Source organism: Longimicrobium sp. (assembly GCA_036387335.1).
Taxonomy (GTDB): domain Bacteria; phylum Gemmatimonadota; class Gemmatimonadetes; order Longimicrobiales; family Longimicrobiaceae; genus Longimicrobium.
Genome location: DASVTZ010000178.1, coordinates 1 through 13,960 on the forward strand (window position 1 = coordinate 1; position 13,960 = coordinate 13,960).

Here is a 13,960-nt window from a genome sequence, read left to right on the forward strand (position 1 = left end):
CATACCCGCGCGGGCCCCGTGCGAACCCGCGCCTGAACTGCTGGTCGTAGCCCTGCGGCGTGAATCTCTGCGCGTACCCCTGGCGGCTGAACTCGGACCCGAAGCCGCCGGAGTAGCCGCCCTGGAAGCGCTCGTCCTGCCCCGCGAGGTCGTCGTCGGCGTGCCCGTACCCCGCGCTCGCGCCACCCTCCGCACCGATGAAGGTGCCGCCGCCGAAGCCCTGCCCGTACCCGCCGCCGTACCCCTGGCCGCCCGAGTACCCTCCGTACCCCCCGCCGTACTCCGGACCCGAGTACGCGCCGCCGTACCCTCCCCGCCCTCCGGAGTAGTACCCGCCCCCCTGTCCGAACTCGCCGGCATTCGACCCGACCTCGTCCCCGGCGAAGCTCTGCCCGCCGAACGGCTGTCCGCCCATCCCGCCGCGCCCGGTAGGCCGATACGCCTCGGGGTTGGCGCCGTACTGGTAGTCGTAGCTGTTGCGGTCGATGCCGCGCCCGAACCCGCGTCCACGGAACCCCCGATCGTATCCGCCCATCCGTCTACCTCCGTTCGCGGTGCAGGTAGGGCCCGGTCCTCCCGCGCCCCCGATTCGGACCGGCGGGATGGCGCGCAAGAGCCGTTCCGAGTCGGAGTGAAGCTTGGCGGCGGACCTATGCCAGCTTCGCGATGTCGAGCCCAAGAACCGTCTCCCAGCGCGCAGGATCCTCGGAGGGCACGAACTCCTCGACATAGCGGATGAGAGCCTCCACGAGCATGTCGATCTGGAACCCTACACTCTGCAGCTGATCGATCGCGTTCGCCGGATTCCGCGTCCAGAGGAGCGCGCCAAGCACGTGGCGGGCAGAAACCTCTCCCGGCTCGGAATCACGGCTCACGCTGTCGCGTAGAGTGGCTGCCGAAGATAGAGCGGCGTTCACGCTTGAACTCGGCCCAGCACAGGCCGCCGTATTCGGACTGAAATGAGACTGGTCAGGCGACGAGTGCGTGACCAGCCCCGCGAAGACCAGCGGCAACTCGGATGTCCACCGATGCAGATCCACGACGCTGCGTAGACAAGCTGCACTCCCACGCTCGTCGCGGTGCTTGGCTATGTCCAGAAAGCTCCAGAACAGAAGTGCGGGATGAAAACGCCCGAGCGACAGATGCGCAGCGTACGTGATGGCATGTCGAACGGGTTCGGAAAGTTCAGGCCACCCGTCGGGTAGTGGAACGAGGCGCGGCGGCACATGAGGCACTCGAGTCGACCAGCGTGCCCGTAATTCCGGCGAGTAGAAATCGACCAGACGGTCCGGCGAACCTTCTGCAAGCCTACTGCGGATGATCCGCAGCCGGGCGTCGATCTCGTTGAGTGGAGTATACCACTCATCGGTCGGCTCCCCAGTCCCGATCAACTCGGCGAATGTTTCAGCGATAGCCCATTTTTCCTGCAGCGATGGAATCGGTTCGTAGGACTCTGGAAAGAGGAGATGAAGGAGCACGTGCCGCATACAGTGCTGCTCGGTGCCAGCGGCGTGATCCAAGATGATCGCATACGATCCCCCGACTGCCGCCCTGTTGTGGATATCCCTCTTGAGTTCACGAGCGAGATCGAGCAGGTGGATCATCTCGCCCAGCAAGTCCGCTTCGTTCGTCCAGAGATCCGCGGCGCCGTAGCCAAGGTCCGAAGCCCAGCGACCATCAACGAGCTGCTCTCCCGACCACGCCGAGATCGTCGCCACCATCGAGCGCTTCGCCTCCGCCGTGAGAGCGCGGTCGAACAGAAGCATCAACCAGAGTACTTCAGCCGCGAGTTGGGTCAAGTGCGCAGGCGCACCGTCCAATCGGCGGCGCAGATCGTTCAGGAATTCAGGTGTGCGCCGTTCGCCCTCTCGAGCGAGGTGGTCACGAAGTGCTCGTATGTTATCGGTGGTCCATAATATCTGCGCCGGGTGGAGGACGGACCGATCTCCCAACATGGACTGAATTTCCCAGTTCCACGCAGCGCTATGGATGGGTTCCGCGTTGAGTGCGTGCGGCATGAGCTCCAATCCCGGGTCCAGGGAAAATGTCGGAATACAACCTTAATCGATTACCTGCGCTCCCCGCCAGAGCCCGCTCTCGTGGCGGATGTATACATGCGCGCATCATCCTGTTCCGCGTCGCTCTGACACAGCCCCTGGGCCTCCGTGAAGGTTCAGCCGTTCGTGAACGATGCTCCGGAATTACCGTAACGCAGAGGGAGCACAGCATTTAATACTTCTCCGTTGAACCACCGCCCCCCGTCGCGGTATATTCCCCCGCGGCCGCGTCCGGCCGCCTCTCCGCACTCGAAGTCCAGGCCGCTCGTGTCACGCACCGCACTCGCCCGTACCTACCGGCCCCGCCACTTCCGCGAAGTGGCGACGCAGGAGCACGTCTCCGAAACGCTGCGCTCCGCCGTGCAGAAGGATCGCGTGGCGCACGCGTACCTCTTCTGCGGACCGCGCGGGGTGGGGAAGACGACGCTCGCCCGCGTCCTCGCCATGGCGCTCAACTGCCCGAATCGAGGGGAAGACGGCGAGCCGTGCGGCGTGTGCGACTCGTGCGTGCGGATCTGGGCCGGGCGCACCTCGCTGGACGTGGTGGAGATCGACGCGGCCTCCAACCGCGGCGTGGACGACGCGCGCGACCTCCGCGACCGCGCGATGTACGCCCCGGCCGAGGATCGCCACAAGATCTACATCATAGACGAAGCGCACATGCTCACGCGCGAGGCGTGGAACGCGCTCCTCAAGATCCTGGAGGAGCCGCCCCCGCGCGTCATCTTCGTCTTCGCCACCACCGAGCCGCAAAAGATCCAGCAGGCCGCGCCGCCCATCCTCTCGCGCTGCCAGCGCTTCGACTTTCACCGCATCGCCACGTCCGACCTCGTGGGGCGCCTGCGCGAGGTGCTGGACGCGGAGGGGCTCACGGCGGGCGACGACGTGCTCCTTCCCATCGCGCAGAAGGCCGACGGCGGGATGCGCGACGGGCTCTCGCTACTGGACCAGGTGCTCTCCTTCACCGAGGGGACGCCGACCGCCGAGGACGTGCGGCGCGTGCTGGGGCTGGTGGGGACCGAGGTGTACCTGGAGCTGTTCGGCATCATCGCCGAGCGCAGGTCCGCCGACGTCTTCCGCTTCGTGGGGCGGATGCTGGACGAGGGGTACGACCTGGCCGAGTTCTACCGCGGCCTGGCCGACTTCCTCCGCGCCCTGCTGATCACCCGGCTGGGCGGCGGCGAGGCGGAGTCGGTGCCGCAGTACCAGCGCGAGGCGGTGCGCGAGATGGCGGGCCGCTTCTCCCCCGGCGACCTGCTGCGCATGCTGTCGCAGGTGGCGGAGCTGGACGCGGACGGGCGCTTCCGGAAGAGCGGGGAGCAGCGGATCCTGATCGAGCTCCTCCTGCTGAGGTTCTCGTACCTGGAGAGCACGGTGGTGCTGGAGGACGTGCTGGCCGCGCTTGGCGGCGCCCCGGCGGGAGGCACGTCCCGGGGAAACGTCCAGGGCGGGCGGCCGGCCACTGAGCCCGCCGCCCGCCCCTCCGCCCCCGTAGCGCCACCGCCCGCCCCCGCTCCGCCGCCGCCCGCGCCCGAGCCCGTCGCGTACGTCCCGCCGGCACCCGCGCCGCGTGCACCCGAGCCAGCGCCCGCGCCTGCGCCCGTGATGCAGACGCCGGCCTACACGCCACCCGCGCCCGCCCCGGCGGAGCGCCCGGCCGTGCGCGAGCGGGCCGTGCCGCCCTGGGAGCGCGGCGCCGCGGCGGCGGCGACCGCGTCGGCGAACGGGCACCACGATGAGATGGACCTCCCGCCGATCCCGCTGCCGGACGAGGGGCGCGGGCCGTCGCCGTCCGCGTACAACCTGGAGCCGGTCGCCATCCCGGAGCCGGGGACCGCGGAGCTGGACCCGGCGCGGGTGAGGCGGGCCTGGGCATCGATGCTGCAGGAGGGAGACGGCGTTCCGGGCGGGATGAGCCTCTTCCTGCGCGCCGCCCGCTTCACGGTGCACGGGAACCAGGTGCGAGTGGAGTTCCCCCCGGACTCGCCGGTGCTGGAGCGGATGGGGAGCGCCGCGTCGCGCAAGCCACTGGAGGAGGCCGTTTCGCGCAGGATGGGCGGCGCCGAGGTGAAGCTCGTGTTCAGCGTGGGTCAGACGGCCGCGGTGGAGGAATCGGGGGGCAGCCGCATCACCGCCGAGAGCGCCAAAAAGGACCGGCTGCGGCGGCTCGCGGAGGGGGAACCGACCCTTGCGGCGGCGGTACAAGCGTGGGACCTCGAGCTCGTCGAATGAACGCGCGTTCCGAGCCCGCCCGGCGGGAATTCGGAATGCGCTCGCATCTTTTTCTCCACCCGATGATGGTGAGATGACCAACTTCCAGCAGATCCTCGAGATGGGCCAGCAGGTGCAGGCCCGCATCACGCAGCTCCAGACGGAGCTGGCGCAGAAGACCGTGTCCACCTCCAGCGGCGGCGGAATGGTGACCGCCACGGCGGACGGACGCGGCCGCATCCGCGCCATCAAGATCGACCCCACCGTGGTGCAGGCGGGCGACGTGGAGATGCTGGAGGACCTGGTGCTCGCCGCCGTGAGCGAGGCGCAGACGCGCGCGCAGGAACTGTACGACGACGAGATGCGCCGCGTCTCGGGCGGCCTGTCGCTGCCGTTCCCCTTCCCGGGCACCTGAGGGGCGATTGTCCGCCATCGACGAGCTGGTGGGCGAGCTTGCGCGCCTTCCCGGAATCGGCAGGAAGACGGCGCTGCGGCTCGCCTTCCACCTGCTGAAGGCGCCCGAGGACGAGGCGCGCAAGCTGTCGCGCGCCATCCAGACGGTCCGCGAGCGTGTGCGCTCCTGCACGGAGTGCGGCAACCTCACCGAGCAGAGCCCCTGCGAGATCTGCCGCAGCACCCGCCGCGACGGCTCCACCCTGTGCGTGGTGGAGGAGGCCAGCGACATCATGGCCATCGAGCGGACCGGCGAGTACCGCGGCGTCTACCACGTCCTCGGCGGCCGCCTCTCCCCGCTCGACGGCGTGGGCCCGGCGGAGCTGAACGTCTCCCCGCTCCTCACCCGCGTGGGCGCCGGCGTCGTGCGCGAAGTCGTCCTCGCCACCAACCCGAGCGTCGAGGGCGAGGCCACGGCCCTCTACCTCAACAAGCTGATCGCCCCCCTCGGCGTCCGCGTCACCCGCATCGCCCGCGGCCTCCCCGTCGGCGGCGACCTGGAATACGCGGACGGCGTGACGATCGCGGAGGCGCTGAACGGAAGGCGGGAGTTGTAGCGCCCCCTCCTCCCGGCGCCCTCCCCCGCCTGCGGGGGCGCAGGGCGGGAGAGGGGGAGAATTCATGCCTCTGTCGCGGGTATCGCGGGCGGCGCCGGGTCATGGTGCCGCCTCATTTCTTTCCACTATCCAGAAAAGCCACAGAGAACACCTCCCGCGGTTCTTTCTGTGCCCTCTGTGGTCTCTGTGTGAGGCCGCAGTTGCGGTTCTCTCAGCGTCTCCGCGCCTCCGCGTGAGGCCAAAACGAACGCCCTCCGCCCACTACACGCCGTCTTCCCGCACCCCACTCCCCGCGGCGCGCCTTTCGCATGGAACCGCGCCCAGGGACGGAGTTTCGCTTTTCAACGCCGCCCCTTACTTTGTCGCCGGGCCGGGACGCCGGCTCGCCGCACAGACCTCACCGGGCCCATGGCAAGCAAGCGCATCCTCCAGACCACGGCCGTCACCCTGCTGGCCGTAGCCGCGGCCGCGGCCGTGGGCGTAATCCTGGTCCGCGACCAGATCAGCCGCCACCGCCGCGACCTCTTCTCCCCGCACCCGCTCCGCCGCCTGGCCGCGCTCGAGTACATCGGCACCGAGACGGCGTCGGTGAACACGATCCTGCTCCTGCGCGACTACCTGGCGTGGGAGCCGCGCCCGCTGCTGCGGCGGCGGGCCACGGCGGTGCTGGCGCAGCTCGAGGAATCCCTTTCCGCCCGGTCGGAGGTCGCGTGATGGCGGTTGGGTCGTCGAGCTGGTCCCTTGCGGAAGCCGATTTCCACCGCATCGACCGGATGCTGCAGTCGTTCCTGTACGATTCCAACGCGCGCTGCGCGCTCCTGGTGGACCGCGCGGGGCAGCTGGTGACCACGTCGGGCGAGAAGCCGGAGTTCGACTCGGTGGCGTTCGCATCGCTGGCGGCGGCGGACTTCGCGGCCAACGACCAGCTCGCCACCATGATCGGCGAGACGGAGTTCTCGTCGCTCTTCCACCAGGGCGAGCGCGAGTCCATGTACCTGGCGGACGTCGCCCGGCGCGTGATCCTGGTGGTCCTCTTCGACAACCGCACCACGCTGGGGATGATCCGTATCAAGGTGAAGGGAGTGGTGCGCGAGCTGAGCGAGGTGTTCCACGAGATCTTCGCGCGGAGCGGCACGGCGGCGGCAGCCGTGCACATGGAGGCAGGCTTCACCGACGAGGCGGAAGACGAGATCGACCGTCTCTTCGGCGACCTGTAAGGAGGCGGCCCCATGTCGATGATCAATTACGCCTCGCGCGAGATCAACTGCAAGATCGTCTATTACGGCCCCGGGCTGTGCGGCAAGACCACCAATCTGGAGTACATCTTCGAAAAGGTGGCGCCCAACACCCGCGGCAAGCTGATCTCGCTGGCCACGGAGACGGAGCGCACCCTCTTCTTCGACTTCCTGCCGGTGGATCTGGGGAGCATCCGCGGCTTCAAGACGCGCTTCCATCTCTATACGGTGCCGGGGCAGGTGTACTACAACGCCTCGCGCAAGCTGATCCTGAAGGGGGTGGACGGGGTGGTGTTCGTGGGCGACAGCCAGGTGGAGCGGCTGGACGCGAACGTGGAGTCGATGCACAACCTCTACGACAACCTCTCGGAGTACGGGCTGGACCTGCGGGAGATCCCGTTCGTCATCCAGTACAACAAGCGCGACCTCCCCAACATCTCGTCGATCCAGGAGCTACAGGAGCAGCTGAACCCCCAGATGGTGCCGTACTACGAGGCGGTGGGGGTGCGCGGGATCGGTGTGTTCGACACGCTGAAGGCGGTCAGCAAGCTGGTCATCAAGTCCCTCAGCTGAGGGTCCGATGAGCGGCACGCTGAACCTCCCCAACTCGATCACGATCGGCCGCATCGCCCTGGCGCTGGTGGTGGGGCCGATGATCATGTACGACGGGTTCGCGATGCGGCTCGCGGCCTTCATCGTCTTCCTGGCCGCCGCCTTCTCGGACCTGTGGGATGGGCACCTGGCCCGCTCCCGCAACCTGATCACGGACTTCGGCAAGCTGATGGACCCGCTGGCGGACAAGCTCCTGCTGGCCGCCACCTTTCTGCCGTTCTACCTGCTCTCGCACGGCTGGGAGCCCGCGACGCCCTTCCCCTGGTTCGGCCGCGTGCTGCCGGTGTGGGTGCTGGTGGTGATCTTTGGGCGCGAGCTCTTCATCACCGTCTTCCGGGGCTTCGCGGCCAGGCGCGGCGTAGTGCTGGCGGCGGGGAACGCGGGGAAGCTGAAGGCCGTCTTCCAGAACATCTTCGTGGGCGCGGCGATCTTCTGGTACGCCCTGCACTCCGCCGCGCGCGAGAAGGGGTGGATCGGGATGCCGAGCTGGGACGGGATGTGGGTGCCCTTCCACCGCTGGTTCGCCATCGTGACGCTGGCCATCGCGGTGATCCTGACGGTGTACTCGCTGGGCGTGTACCTGAACACATTCCGCACGCTGAACCTGTCGCGGAGGGAGGCTCCGTGACCCCGGCGGGGCTCCCCCCCGCCGCCGTATCCGCCTCGGTCCGCGCGGCGGATGGCATCCGCATCCACTACCTGACCTGGGCCGCCGCCCGCCCGCGCGCCGTCCTCCTCCTGTCGCACGGGCTGGGAGAGCACTCCGGCCGCTACGCCCCCTTCGCCGCCGCCCTGGTGGAGCGCGGCATCACCATGGCCGCCCTCGATCACCGCGGGCATGGGCGATCCTCCGGACAGCGCGGCCACGTCGATCGCTTCTCCCGCTTCGCCGAAGACTTCGAAGCCTTCCGCTCCGCCGTCGCCAAGAAGCTCCCCGCCGGTCTCCCCGTCTTCGTGCTGGGGCACTCGCTGGGCGGGCTGATCGTGATCCGCTGGCTCCAGGCGCACCGCGAAACGGGGGTGCGAGGCGTGATCCTCTCCGCGCCGCTGCTGGGCGTCGCGATCAAGGCGCCCGCGTGGAAGCTCGCCATCTCCGGCTTCCTTTCGCGCTGGCTGCCGAAGCTCCCCTTCACCAGCGGCGTGCACCCGGAGAAGCTCTCCACCGACGAGGCGTACGTCCGCTCGTACCACGACGACCCGCTCGTCCACAGCCGCGTCACACCGCGCCTCTACACCGAGCTCCAGGCGGCCACCGTAGCCGCCTTCGCCGAGTGCTCCGTCCTGCGCGACCCCCCGACGCTCGTCCTGATCCCCGGCGACGACCAGATCGTGGACTCCGCCGCCGTCACGCGCTTCGCCGAATCGCTCCCCGGCGACGTCACCATCCGCCACTACCCCGAGATGCGCCACGAGGTGCTCAACGAAGCCGACCGCGCGCGGCCCATCGGCGACGTGGTGGGGTGGGTGGAGGGGGCCCTCACCCCCCCAACCCCCCTCTCCCGATAACAGGAGAGGCTGGCGCCTCTGTTATCGAGAGAGGGGGGAGTTTGTCGGCCAGCGGGGCGGAGGGTGGTGCCGGGGCGGGCACGGGCGGCCACGCGGGGCTGCCCCTACCAGGGATTTTCCGCGTCCCACATAGATCCCCGCGAGCGCCTCCCCCCTCTCTCGATAACAGAGGCGCCAGCCTCTCCTGTTATCGGGAGAGGGGGGCCGGGGGGGTGAGGGCCTCCTCCGTCCGCTCCGCCGCGCGGTCCCACGTAAACCCCTGCGCGAACTCCAGCGCGCCCGCGCCCAGACGCGCGACCTCCGCGGGGTCGCGTACCAGGCGCGCGAGGGCGGCGGCGAGGGCGCCGATGTCGCCGTGCGGGTACAGGAGGCCGGTCTGCTCGTGCACCACCGACTCGCGCAGCCCGGGCGAGTCGCTGGCGACGGAGGGGGTGCCGCAGGCGGCGGCCTCCATGTTGGTGATTCCCCACCCCTCCTTGGGCGAGGCGAGCACGTTCGCCCAGCAGCTCCGCAGCAGCTCGCGCTTGCGCTCCTCCGTCACGAAGCCGGCGAACTCCACGCGGTCTCCCAATCCCAGCCGCTCCACCTCGGCGCGCAGGCGGGGCTCGTCGTCGCCGCGGCCGGCGATCACCAGGCGCGCGAGAGGGACGCGGGCAACGGCCTGGATCGCGTGGTCGATCCGCTTGTAGCGCTTGAGGCGGCCCACGTACAGGAACGTCGGCCGCAGCGTGCGCCCCACGGCCGGGTCGGGCGAGAAGAACTGCACGTCCACGCCGTTGTGGATGATGCGCATGTTTTCGCGCGGGAGGCCGCGGGCGGCGAGGTCGTCGGCGGTGCTCTCGGAGACGGCCTGCACGGGGACGCCGCGGTAGACGCGCGCAATGGGGCGCTCCATCAGCCAGGTGGCCGCCGCGAAGGGGACCGACGCCTCGCGGAACGCGGTGGAGCCGAACAGGTGGTGGACGAGGAGGACGAGCGGGCGGCGCACCCAGAGGGGCGTGTAGAGGGGCACCTTGTTGAGGTCCTCCACCACCACGTCCCACCCCTCGTTCGCCAGGTGGCGCAGGTAGTAGGGGCGCGCCGCCAGCGTGTACGAGTGGCGCCCGCCCACGCGGTGCACGTCGATCCCGTCGATCACCTCGCGGGCGGGCGCGCCGTCGTAGCCGGACGCCAGAAGCGACACGCGGTGACCGCGTGCCGCCAGGCGTCCAAAGATCTCGTGGAGGTGCACCTCGGCCCCGCCGGCCTGCGGGTTGGTGCGGTCCTGCCAGTTGAGCACCAGCAGCTTCACCGGGGGGCGCTCCCCTCCTCCGGGGCCACGCGGCGCATCACCGCGTCCAGCACGCCGTTCACGAAGCGCGGGCTCTCGTGCGTCCCGTACTTCTCCGCCAGCATCACCATCTCGCGGATGGTGATGCGCGGCGCCACGTCGTCCACGAAGAGCATCTCCGCCACGCCCAGGCGCAGGATGTTGCGGTCGATCACCGAGAGGCGGCCCATCCGCCAGTTGGTGAGCGAGTCCTCCACCAGCCCGTCCACGCGGCGCAGGTTGCTGGACACGAGCCGCACCAGCACCTCCGCGTACGGCCGGTTCTGCGCCGACACGTTGAGGGTGGAGAAGAGCTCCACCAGCACCCGCATCATCTCTTCGGGGATGGCGCCGCGGGCTTCCCAGGCGTACAGCGCCTGCAGCGCCCAGCCGCGTGCGCGGCTGCGGTTACGCACCGGCGTCCTCCGCGTCCAGCCGTGCGAAGAGGTCCGCCATCTCGATGGCCGCCGCCGCCGCGTCCCAACCCTTGTTCCCCGCCTTGGTGCCCGCCCGCTCGATCGCCTGCTCGATGGTGTCGGTGGTCAGCACGCCGTTGATCACCGGCATCCCGTGCTGCTGCGCGACGGCCCCGGTGCCGCTGGCCGCGTGCCCCGCCACGTAGTCGAAGTGGGGCGTGGCGCCGCGGATCACGCAGCCAAGGGCGATCAGGGCGTCGAACCTCCCCGTGCGCGCCAGCCGGTCGAGCGCGGTGGGGATCTCCCACGCGCCGGGGACCCACGCCACCTCGATGTCGTCGTCCGACGCGCCGTGCCTCACCAGGCAGTCGCGGGCGCCGGCCAGCAGCGGCCGCGTGATCAGCTCGTTGAAGCGGGCCACGACGATCCCGAAGCGCCGCCCGTCTGCCCTGAGGTGCCCCTGATGCTCTTTCATGCCGGCTGTTCGTCCTGGCCGAGGATTGGTGGCTCCTCGCCCTCGTCGGGCGGGAGCTTCTCGCCGTCTTCGGGCGGGTGCTCCCCGTCCTCGTCGGGCGCGAAGAGGTGGCCCATCTTGTCGCGCTTGGTGTTCAGGTAGTCCGCGTTGTGCGGGTTCGGCTTCACCTCCAGCGGCACCTGCTCCGCAACGGAGAGGCCGTAGCCGTCCAGCCCCACGATCTTCTTGGGGTTGTTGGTCAGGAAGCGCACCGACGTCAGCCCCACGTCCAGCAGGATCTGCGCGCCGATCCCGTAGTCGCGCAGGTCCGGGCGGAAGCCGAGCGCCTCGTTGGCTTCCACCGTGTCCAGCCCCTGGTCCTGCAGGTTGTAGGCGCGCAGCTTGTTCACCAGCCCGATCCCCCGCCCTTCCTGGCGCAGGTACACGATCACGCCGTGCCCCTCGCCGCTGATCTGCTGCATGGCGGCGTCCAGCTGCTCGCCGCAGTCGCAGCGCAGCGAGTGGAAGACGTCGCCCGTGAGGCACTCCGAGTGCATCCGCACCAGCGTCCCCGCCCTTCCCTCCACGTCGCCCTTGATCATGGCGACGTGCTCGTGCTGGTCCACGTCGTTGCGGTACGCGATCATCCGCCACTCGCCGTAGGGCGTGGGGATGGTGGCCTCGGCCGCGCGGTGCACCAGCCGCTCGCGCTTGAGCCGGTACGCCACGATCTGCGCGACGGTGATGAACTTCATCCCGTGCAGCGCCGCGAACTCCTCCAGCTCCGGACGGCGCGCCATGCTGCCGTCCTCGTTCATGATCTCGCAGATCACCCCGCCCGGCGGGAGGCCGGCCAGGCGCGCCAGGTCCACCGACGCCTCGGTCTGCCCCACGCGCCGCAGCACGCCGCCGGCGCGTGCACGAAGCGGAAAGACGTGCCCCGGCCGCCGCAGGTCGCTGGGCACGGTCGCCGGGTCCATGCACACCTGGATCGTCTTGGCTCGGTCGCTGGCGCTGATCCCCGTCGTCACCCCGAACTTGTGCGCCGCATCGACGGACACGGTGAAGGCGGTGGTGAGCGCCTCCGTGTTGTTCTCGGTCATCTGGCGGAGGTCCAGCTCGTCCGCCCTTTCCGCCGTCAGCGCCAGGCAGATGAGGCCGCGCGCGTGCGTGGCCATGAAGTTGATGATCTCGGGCGTCACGAGCGAGGCCGCGCACACGAGGTCGCCCTCGTTCTCGCGGTCCTCGTCGTCCGCCACGATGACCATCTTGCCGTCGCGTATGTCCTGAATCGCGTCTTCGACGCGGGAGAAGCTCATCTCAGAAAAGCCTTGAACAGAAGTGCGTTAGTGCGTTAGTGCGGAAGTGCGTTAGCGATCGCGCTGTACAAACGCACTCACGCACTAACGCACTCACGCACCTTCTCCATAACCCCATGCGCGCCGCACGTTCGCCGCCGCGCCGCCCGCGGGCGCGCCCAGCAGATGCCGAACGTACTTCCCGATCGTGTCGCCCTCCAGGTTCACCTCGTCGCCCACGCGCACGTCGGCCAGGTTGGTGTGGTCCCAGGTGTGGGGGATGATGGAGACCTGGCACACCCCCGGCGCGGGGACCTCGTTCACGGTCAGCGAGATGCCGTTGAGAGTGATGGAGCCGTGCAGCACCGTCACCGCCGCGACGTCCTCGGGCAGGGAGAAGTCGATCAGCACCAGCTCGCCGCGATGCTCGATGGAGGCGACGCGGCCGACGCCGTCCACGTGACCCTGCACGATGTGGCCGCCCAGCCGCGCGCCCAGCGCCATCGCCCGCTCCAGGTTCACGCGGCGCCCGCGCGTGAACCCGCCCAGCGTGGTGCGGCCGAGCGTCGTGCCCACGGCCTCCACGGTGAAGCCGTCGGGGCGGATCTCGGTGGCGGTCAGGCAGACGCCGTCCACCGCGATGCTGTCGCCCAGCCGCATCCCCTCCAGCACCGTCCCGCAGGCGATGTGGAAGATGCGCCCGCCGCGGTCCTCGCGCACGTCCGTCAGGGTGCCGATCTCTTCGATGATGCCGGTGAACATCTTCCCGATTACCGCGCCAGTGTGATCAGCGTGTCCGCGCCGAAGCTCCGCGTGTCCAGCCGGCGCCAGCGGTGCGCCCGCGCGATGTCCGCGTTCTCCAGCCCCGCGAACGCGCCGAGGCCGCCCGGGCCCAGGAAGAGCGGCGCGTAGAACAGGTACAGACGGTCCACCACCCCCGCGCGCAGCATCTCGCTGGCCAGCGTCGCGCCGCCCTCCACGAAAAGCGAGCCGATGCCTGCATCGCGCAACGCCCGCAGCCCATCGTGCACGTTGCCGGCGCGCAGCACCCGCACGCCCCGGGTCTCCAGTCCCGCGGCGTGCTCGGCGGGCGGAACGGTGCCGGCGACCACCATCACCGGCACCTCGCGGGCCGTCGTGACGAGCGAGCTCTCCAGCGGCAGGCGCAGTCGGCGGTCGAACACCACCCGCACCGGCGGCACCCGCGGCTCCACCTCGCCGCGCACGGTGAGCTTGGGGTCGTCCGCGAGCGCCGTGCCCGATCCCACCGCCACCGCGTCGAAGCCGGCGCGCAGGCGGTGCACCTCGTTGCGGGCTTCCTCTCCCGTGATCCACACCGAGCTTCCCGCGTGGTCGGCGATGCGCCCGTCCAGCGTCAGCGCCAGCTTCAGCGCCACGAACGGCCGCTCCGCGCCCGCCGGCGAGTGCGTGTGGAAGAAGACGGCGTTCTGGTCGCGCGCCTCCTCCGCCATCACCCCGTCGAGCACCTCCACCCCCGCCGCGCGCAGCACCTCGCCCCCGCCCGCGGCCTTCGGATTGGGATCGGCGGCGGCAAACACCACGCGGCGGATGCCGGCGGCGAGGAGGGCACCGGTGCAGGGCGGCGTCTTGCCGTGGTGGCTGCACGGCTCCAGCGTCACGAAAGCGGTGGCGCCCCAGGCCGCCTCGCCGGCGGCCCGGAGCGCCTCGACCTCCGCGTGGGGACGTCCGTACTCCGTGTGCCATCCCTCGCCCACCCGCTCGCCGTCGCGGACGATGACGGCGCCCACCAGCGGGTTCGGCGCCACGCGCCCCCATCCGCGCCCCGCCAGCTCCAGGGCCCGCGCCATCCAGCGGGCGTCGTCGCTCATCC

The 13,960-nt window shown here is 70.0% G+C and carries 16 protein-coding genes; 8 read left to right on the forward strand and 8 right to left on the reverse strand.

The genetic code is table 11. The annotated features are described in order from the left end of the window. Both VF647_17430 and VF647_17435 read right to left on the reverse strand, forming a co-directional pair. On the reverse strand, window positions 1–535 hold a 535-nt coding region (locus VF647_17430; GenBank protein ID HEX8453870.1), incomplete at its 3' end, for a hypothetical protein. Window positions 536–650: 115 nt separating this feature from the next. After that, the gene (locus VF647_17435) at window positions 651–2,018 is read right to left on the reverse strand and encodes a hypothetical protein (GenBank protein HEX8453871.1); all 1,368 of its coding nucleotides are present in this window, start codon (window positions 2,016–2,018) and stop codon (window positions 651–653) included. A 306-nt stretch (window positions 2,019–2,324) separates the two neighbouring features. Here VF647_17435 and dnaX point away from each other — a divergent pair, with 306 nt between their 5' ends. From dnaX to VF647_17475, 8 genes are all read left to right on the forward strand, one after another. Then, the gene (gene dnaX / locus VF647_17440) at window positions 2,325–4,289 is read left to right on the forward strand and encodes a DNA polymerase III subunit gamma/tau (GenBank protein HEX8453872.1); all 1,965 of its coding nucleotides are present in this window, start codon (window positions 2,325–2,327) and stop codon (window positions 4,287–4,289) included. Window positions 4,290–4,362: 73 nt separating this feature from the next. Then, window positions 4,363–4,683, forward strand: a complete 321-nt coding sequence (locus VF647_17445; GenBank protein ID HEX8453873.1) for a YbaB/EbfC family nucleoid-associated protein — start codon at window positions 4,363–4,365, stop codon at window positions 4,681–4,683. Between the two features lie 7 nt (window positions 4,684–4,690). Further along, on the forward strand, window positions 4,691–5,278 hold the full coding sequence (gene recR, locus VF647_17450) for a recombination mediator RecR (GenBank protein HEX8453874.1): 588 nt from the start codon (window positions 4,691–4,693) through the stop codon (window positions 5,276–5,278). Between the two features lie 408 nt (window positions 5,279–5,686). After that, entirely contained in the window at window positions 5,687–5,992 is a 306-nt protein-coding gene (locus tag VF647_17455) for a hypothetical protein (GenBank protein HEX8453875.1), read from the forward strand. Beyond that, window positions 5,992–6,495: a roadblock/LC7 domain-containing protein gene (locus tag VF647_17460; GenBank protein ID HEX8453876.1), complete on the forward strand. Its 504-nt coding sequence runs from the start codon at window positions 5,992–5,994 to the stop codon at window positions 6,493–6,495. The genes VF647_17455 and VF647_17460 overlap by 1 nt, the downstream gene beginning before the upstream one ends. 12 nt (window positions 6,496–6,507) lie before the next feature. After that, on the forward strand, window positions 6,508–7,086 hold the full coding sequence (locus tag VF647_17465; protein ID HEX8453877.1) for an ADP-ribosylation factor-like protein: 579 nt from the start codon (window positions 6,508–6,510) through the stop codon (window positions 7,084–7,086). 7 nt (window positions 7,087–7,093) lie between these two features. Continuing rightward, window positions 7,094–7,753, forward strand: coding sequence for a CDP-alcohol phosphatidyltransferase family protein (locus tag VF647_17470; protein HEX8453878.1), 660 nt, complete (start codon window positions 7,094–7,096; stop codon window positions 7,751–7,753). Beyond that, window positions 7,750–8,631 carry an alpha/beta hydrolase gene (locus tag VF647_17475; GenBank protein ID HEX8453879.1) on the forward strand — a complete coding sequence of 294 codons (882 nt, stop codon included), beginning with the start codon at window positions 7,750–7,752 and terminating at the stop codon, window positions 8,629–8,631. Before VF647_17470 ends, VF647_17475 begins: the two co-directional genes overlap by 4 nt. A 187-nt stretch (window positions 8,632–8,818) precedes the next feature. On the opposite strand, the gene VF647_17480 is transcribed toward VF647_17475, so the two are convergent. The 6 genes from VF647_17480 to ribD form a co-directional block, all read right to left on the reverse strand. Beyond that, window positions 8,819–9,922 (reverse strand): glycosyltransferase family 4 protein, encoded by a 1,104-nt coding sequence (locus VF647_17480; protein ID HEX8453880.1) that lies wholly within the window; start codon window positions 9,920–9,922, stop codon window positions 8,819–8,821. Next, the gene (gene nusB, locus VF647_17485) at window positions 9,919–10,356 is read right to left on the reverse strand and encodes a transcription antitermination factor NusB (GenBank protein HEX8453881.1); all 438 of its coding nucleotides are present in this window, start codon (window positions 10,354–10,356) and stop codon (window positions 9,919–9,921) included. The genes VF647_17480 and nusB overlap by 4 nt, the downstream gene beginning before the upstream one ends. Then, window positions 10,349–10,831 carry a 6,7-dimethyl-8-ribityllumazine synthase gene (ribE, locus tag VF647_17490; protein HEX8453882.1) on the reverse strand — a complete coding sequence of 161 codons (483 nt, stop codon included), beginning with the start codon at window positions 10,829–10,831 and terminating at the stop codon, window positions 10,349–10,351. The genes nusB and ribE overlap by 8 nt, the downstream gene beginning before the upstream one ends. Then, window positions 10,828–12,129, reverse strand: a complete 1,302-nt coding sequence (locus VF647_17495) for a bifunctional 3,4-dihydroxy-2-butanone-4-phosphate synthase/GTP cyclohydrolase II (protein ID HEX8453883.1) — start codon at window positions 12,127–12,129, stop codon at window positions 10,828–10,830. Before VF647_17495 ends, ribE begins: the two co-directional genes overlap by 4 nt. Window positions 12,130–12,222: 93 nt before the next feature. Then, window positions 12,223–12,870 (reverse strand): riboflavin synthase, encoded by a 648-nt coding sequence (locus VF647_17500; GenBank protein ID HEX8453884.1) that lies wholly within the window; start codon window positions 12,868–12,870, stop codon window positions 12,223–12,225. Window positions 12,871–12,878: 8 nt separating this feature from the next. Next, window positions 12,879–13,958: a bifunctional diaminohydroxyphosphoribosylaminopyrimidine deaminase/5-amino-6-(5-phosphoribosylamino)uracil reductase RibD gene (gene ribD, locus VF647_17505; GenBank protein HEX8453885.1), complete on the reverse strand. Its 1,080-nt coding sequence runs from the start codon at window positions 13,956–13,958 to the stop codon at window positions 12,879–12,881. Between the last annotated feature and the right edge of the window lie 2 nt (window positions 13,959–13,960).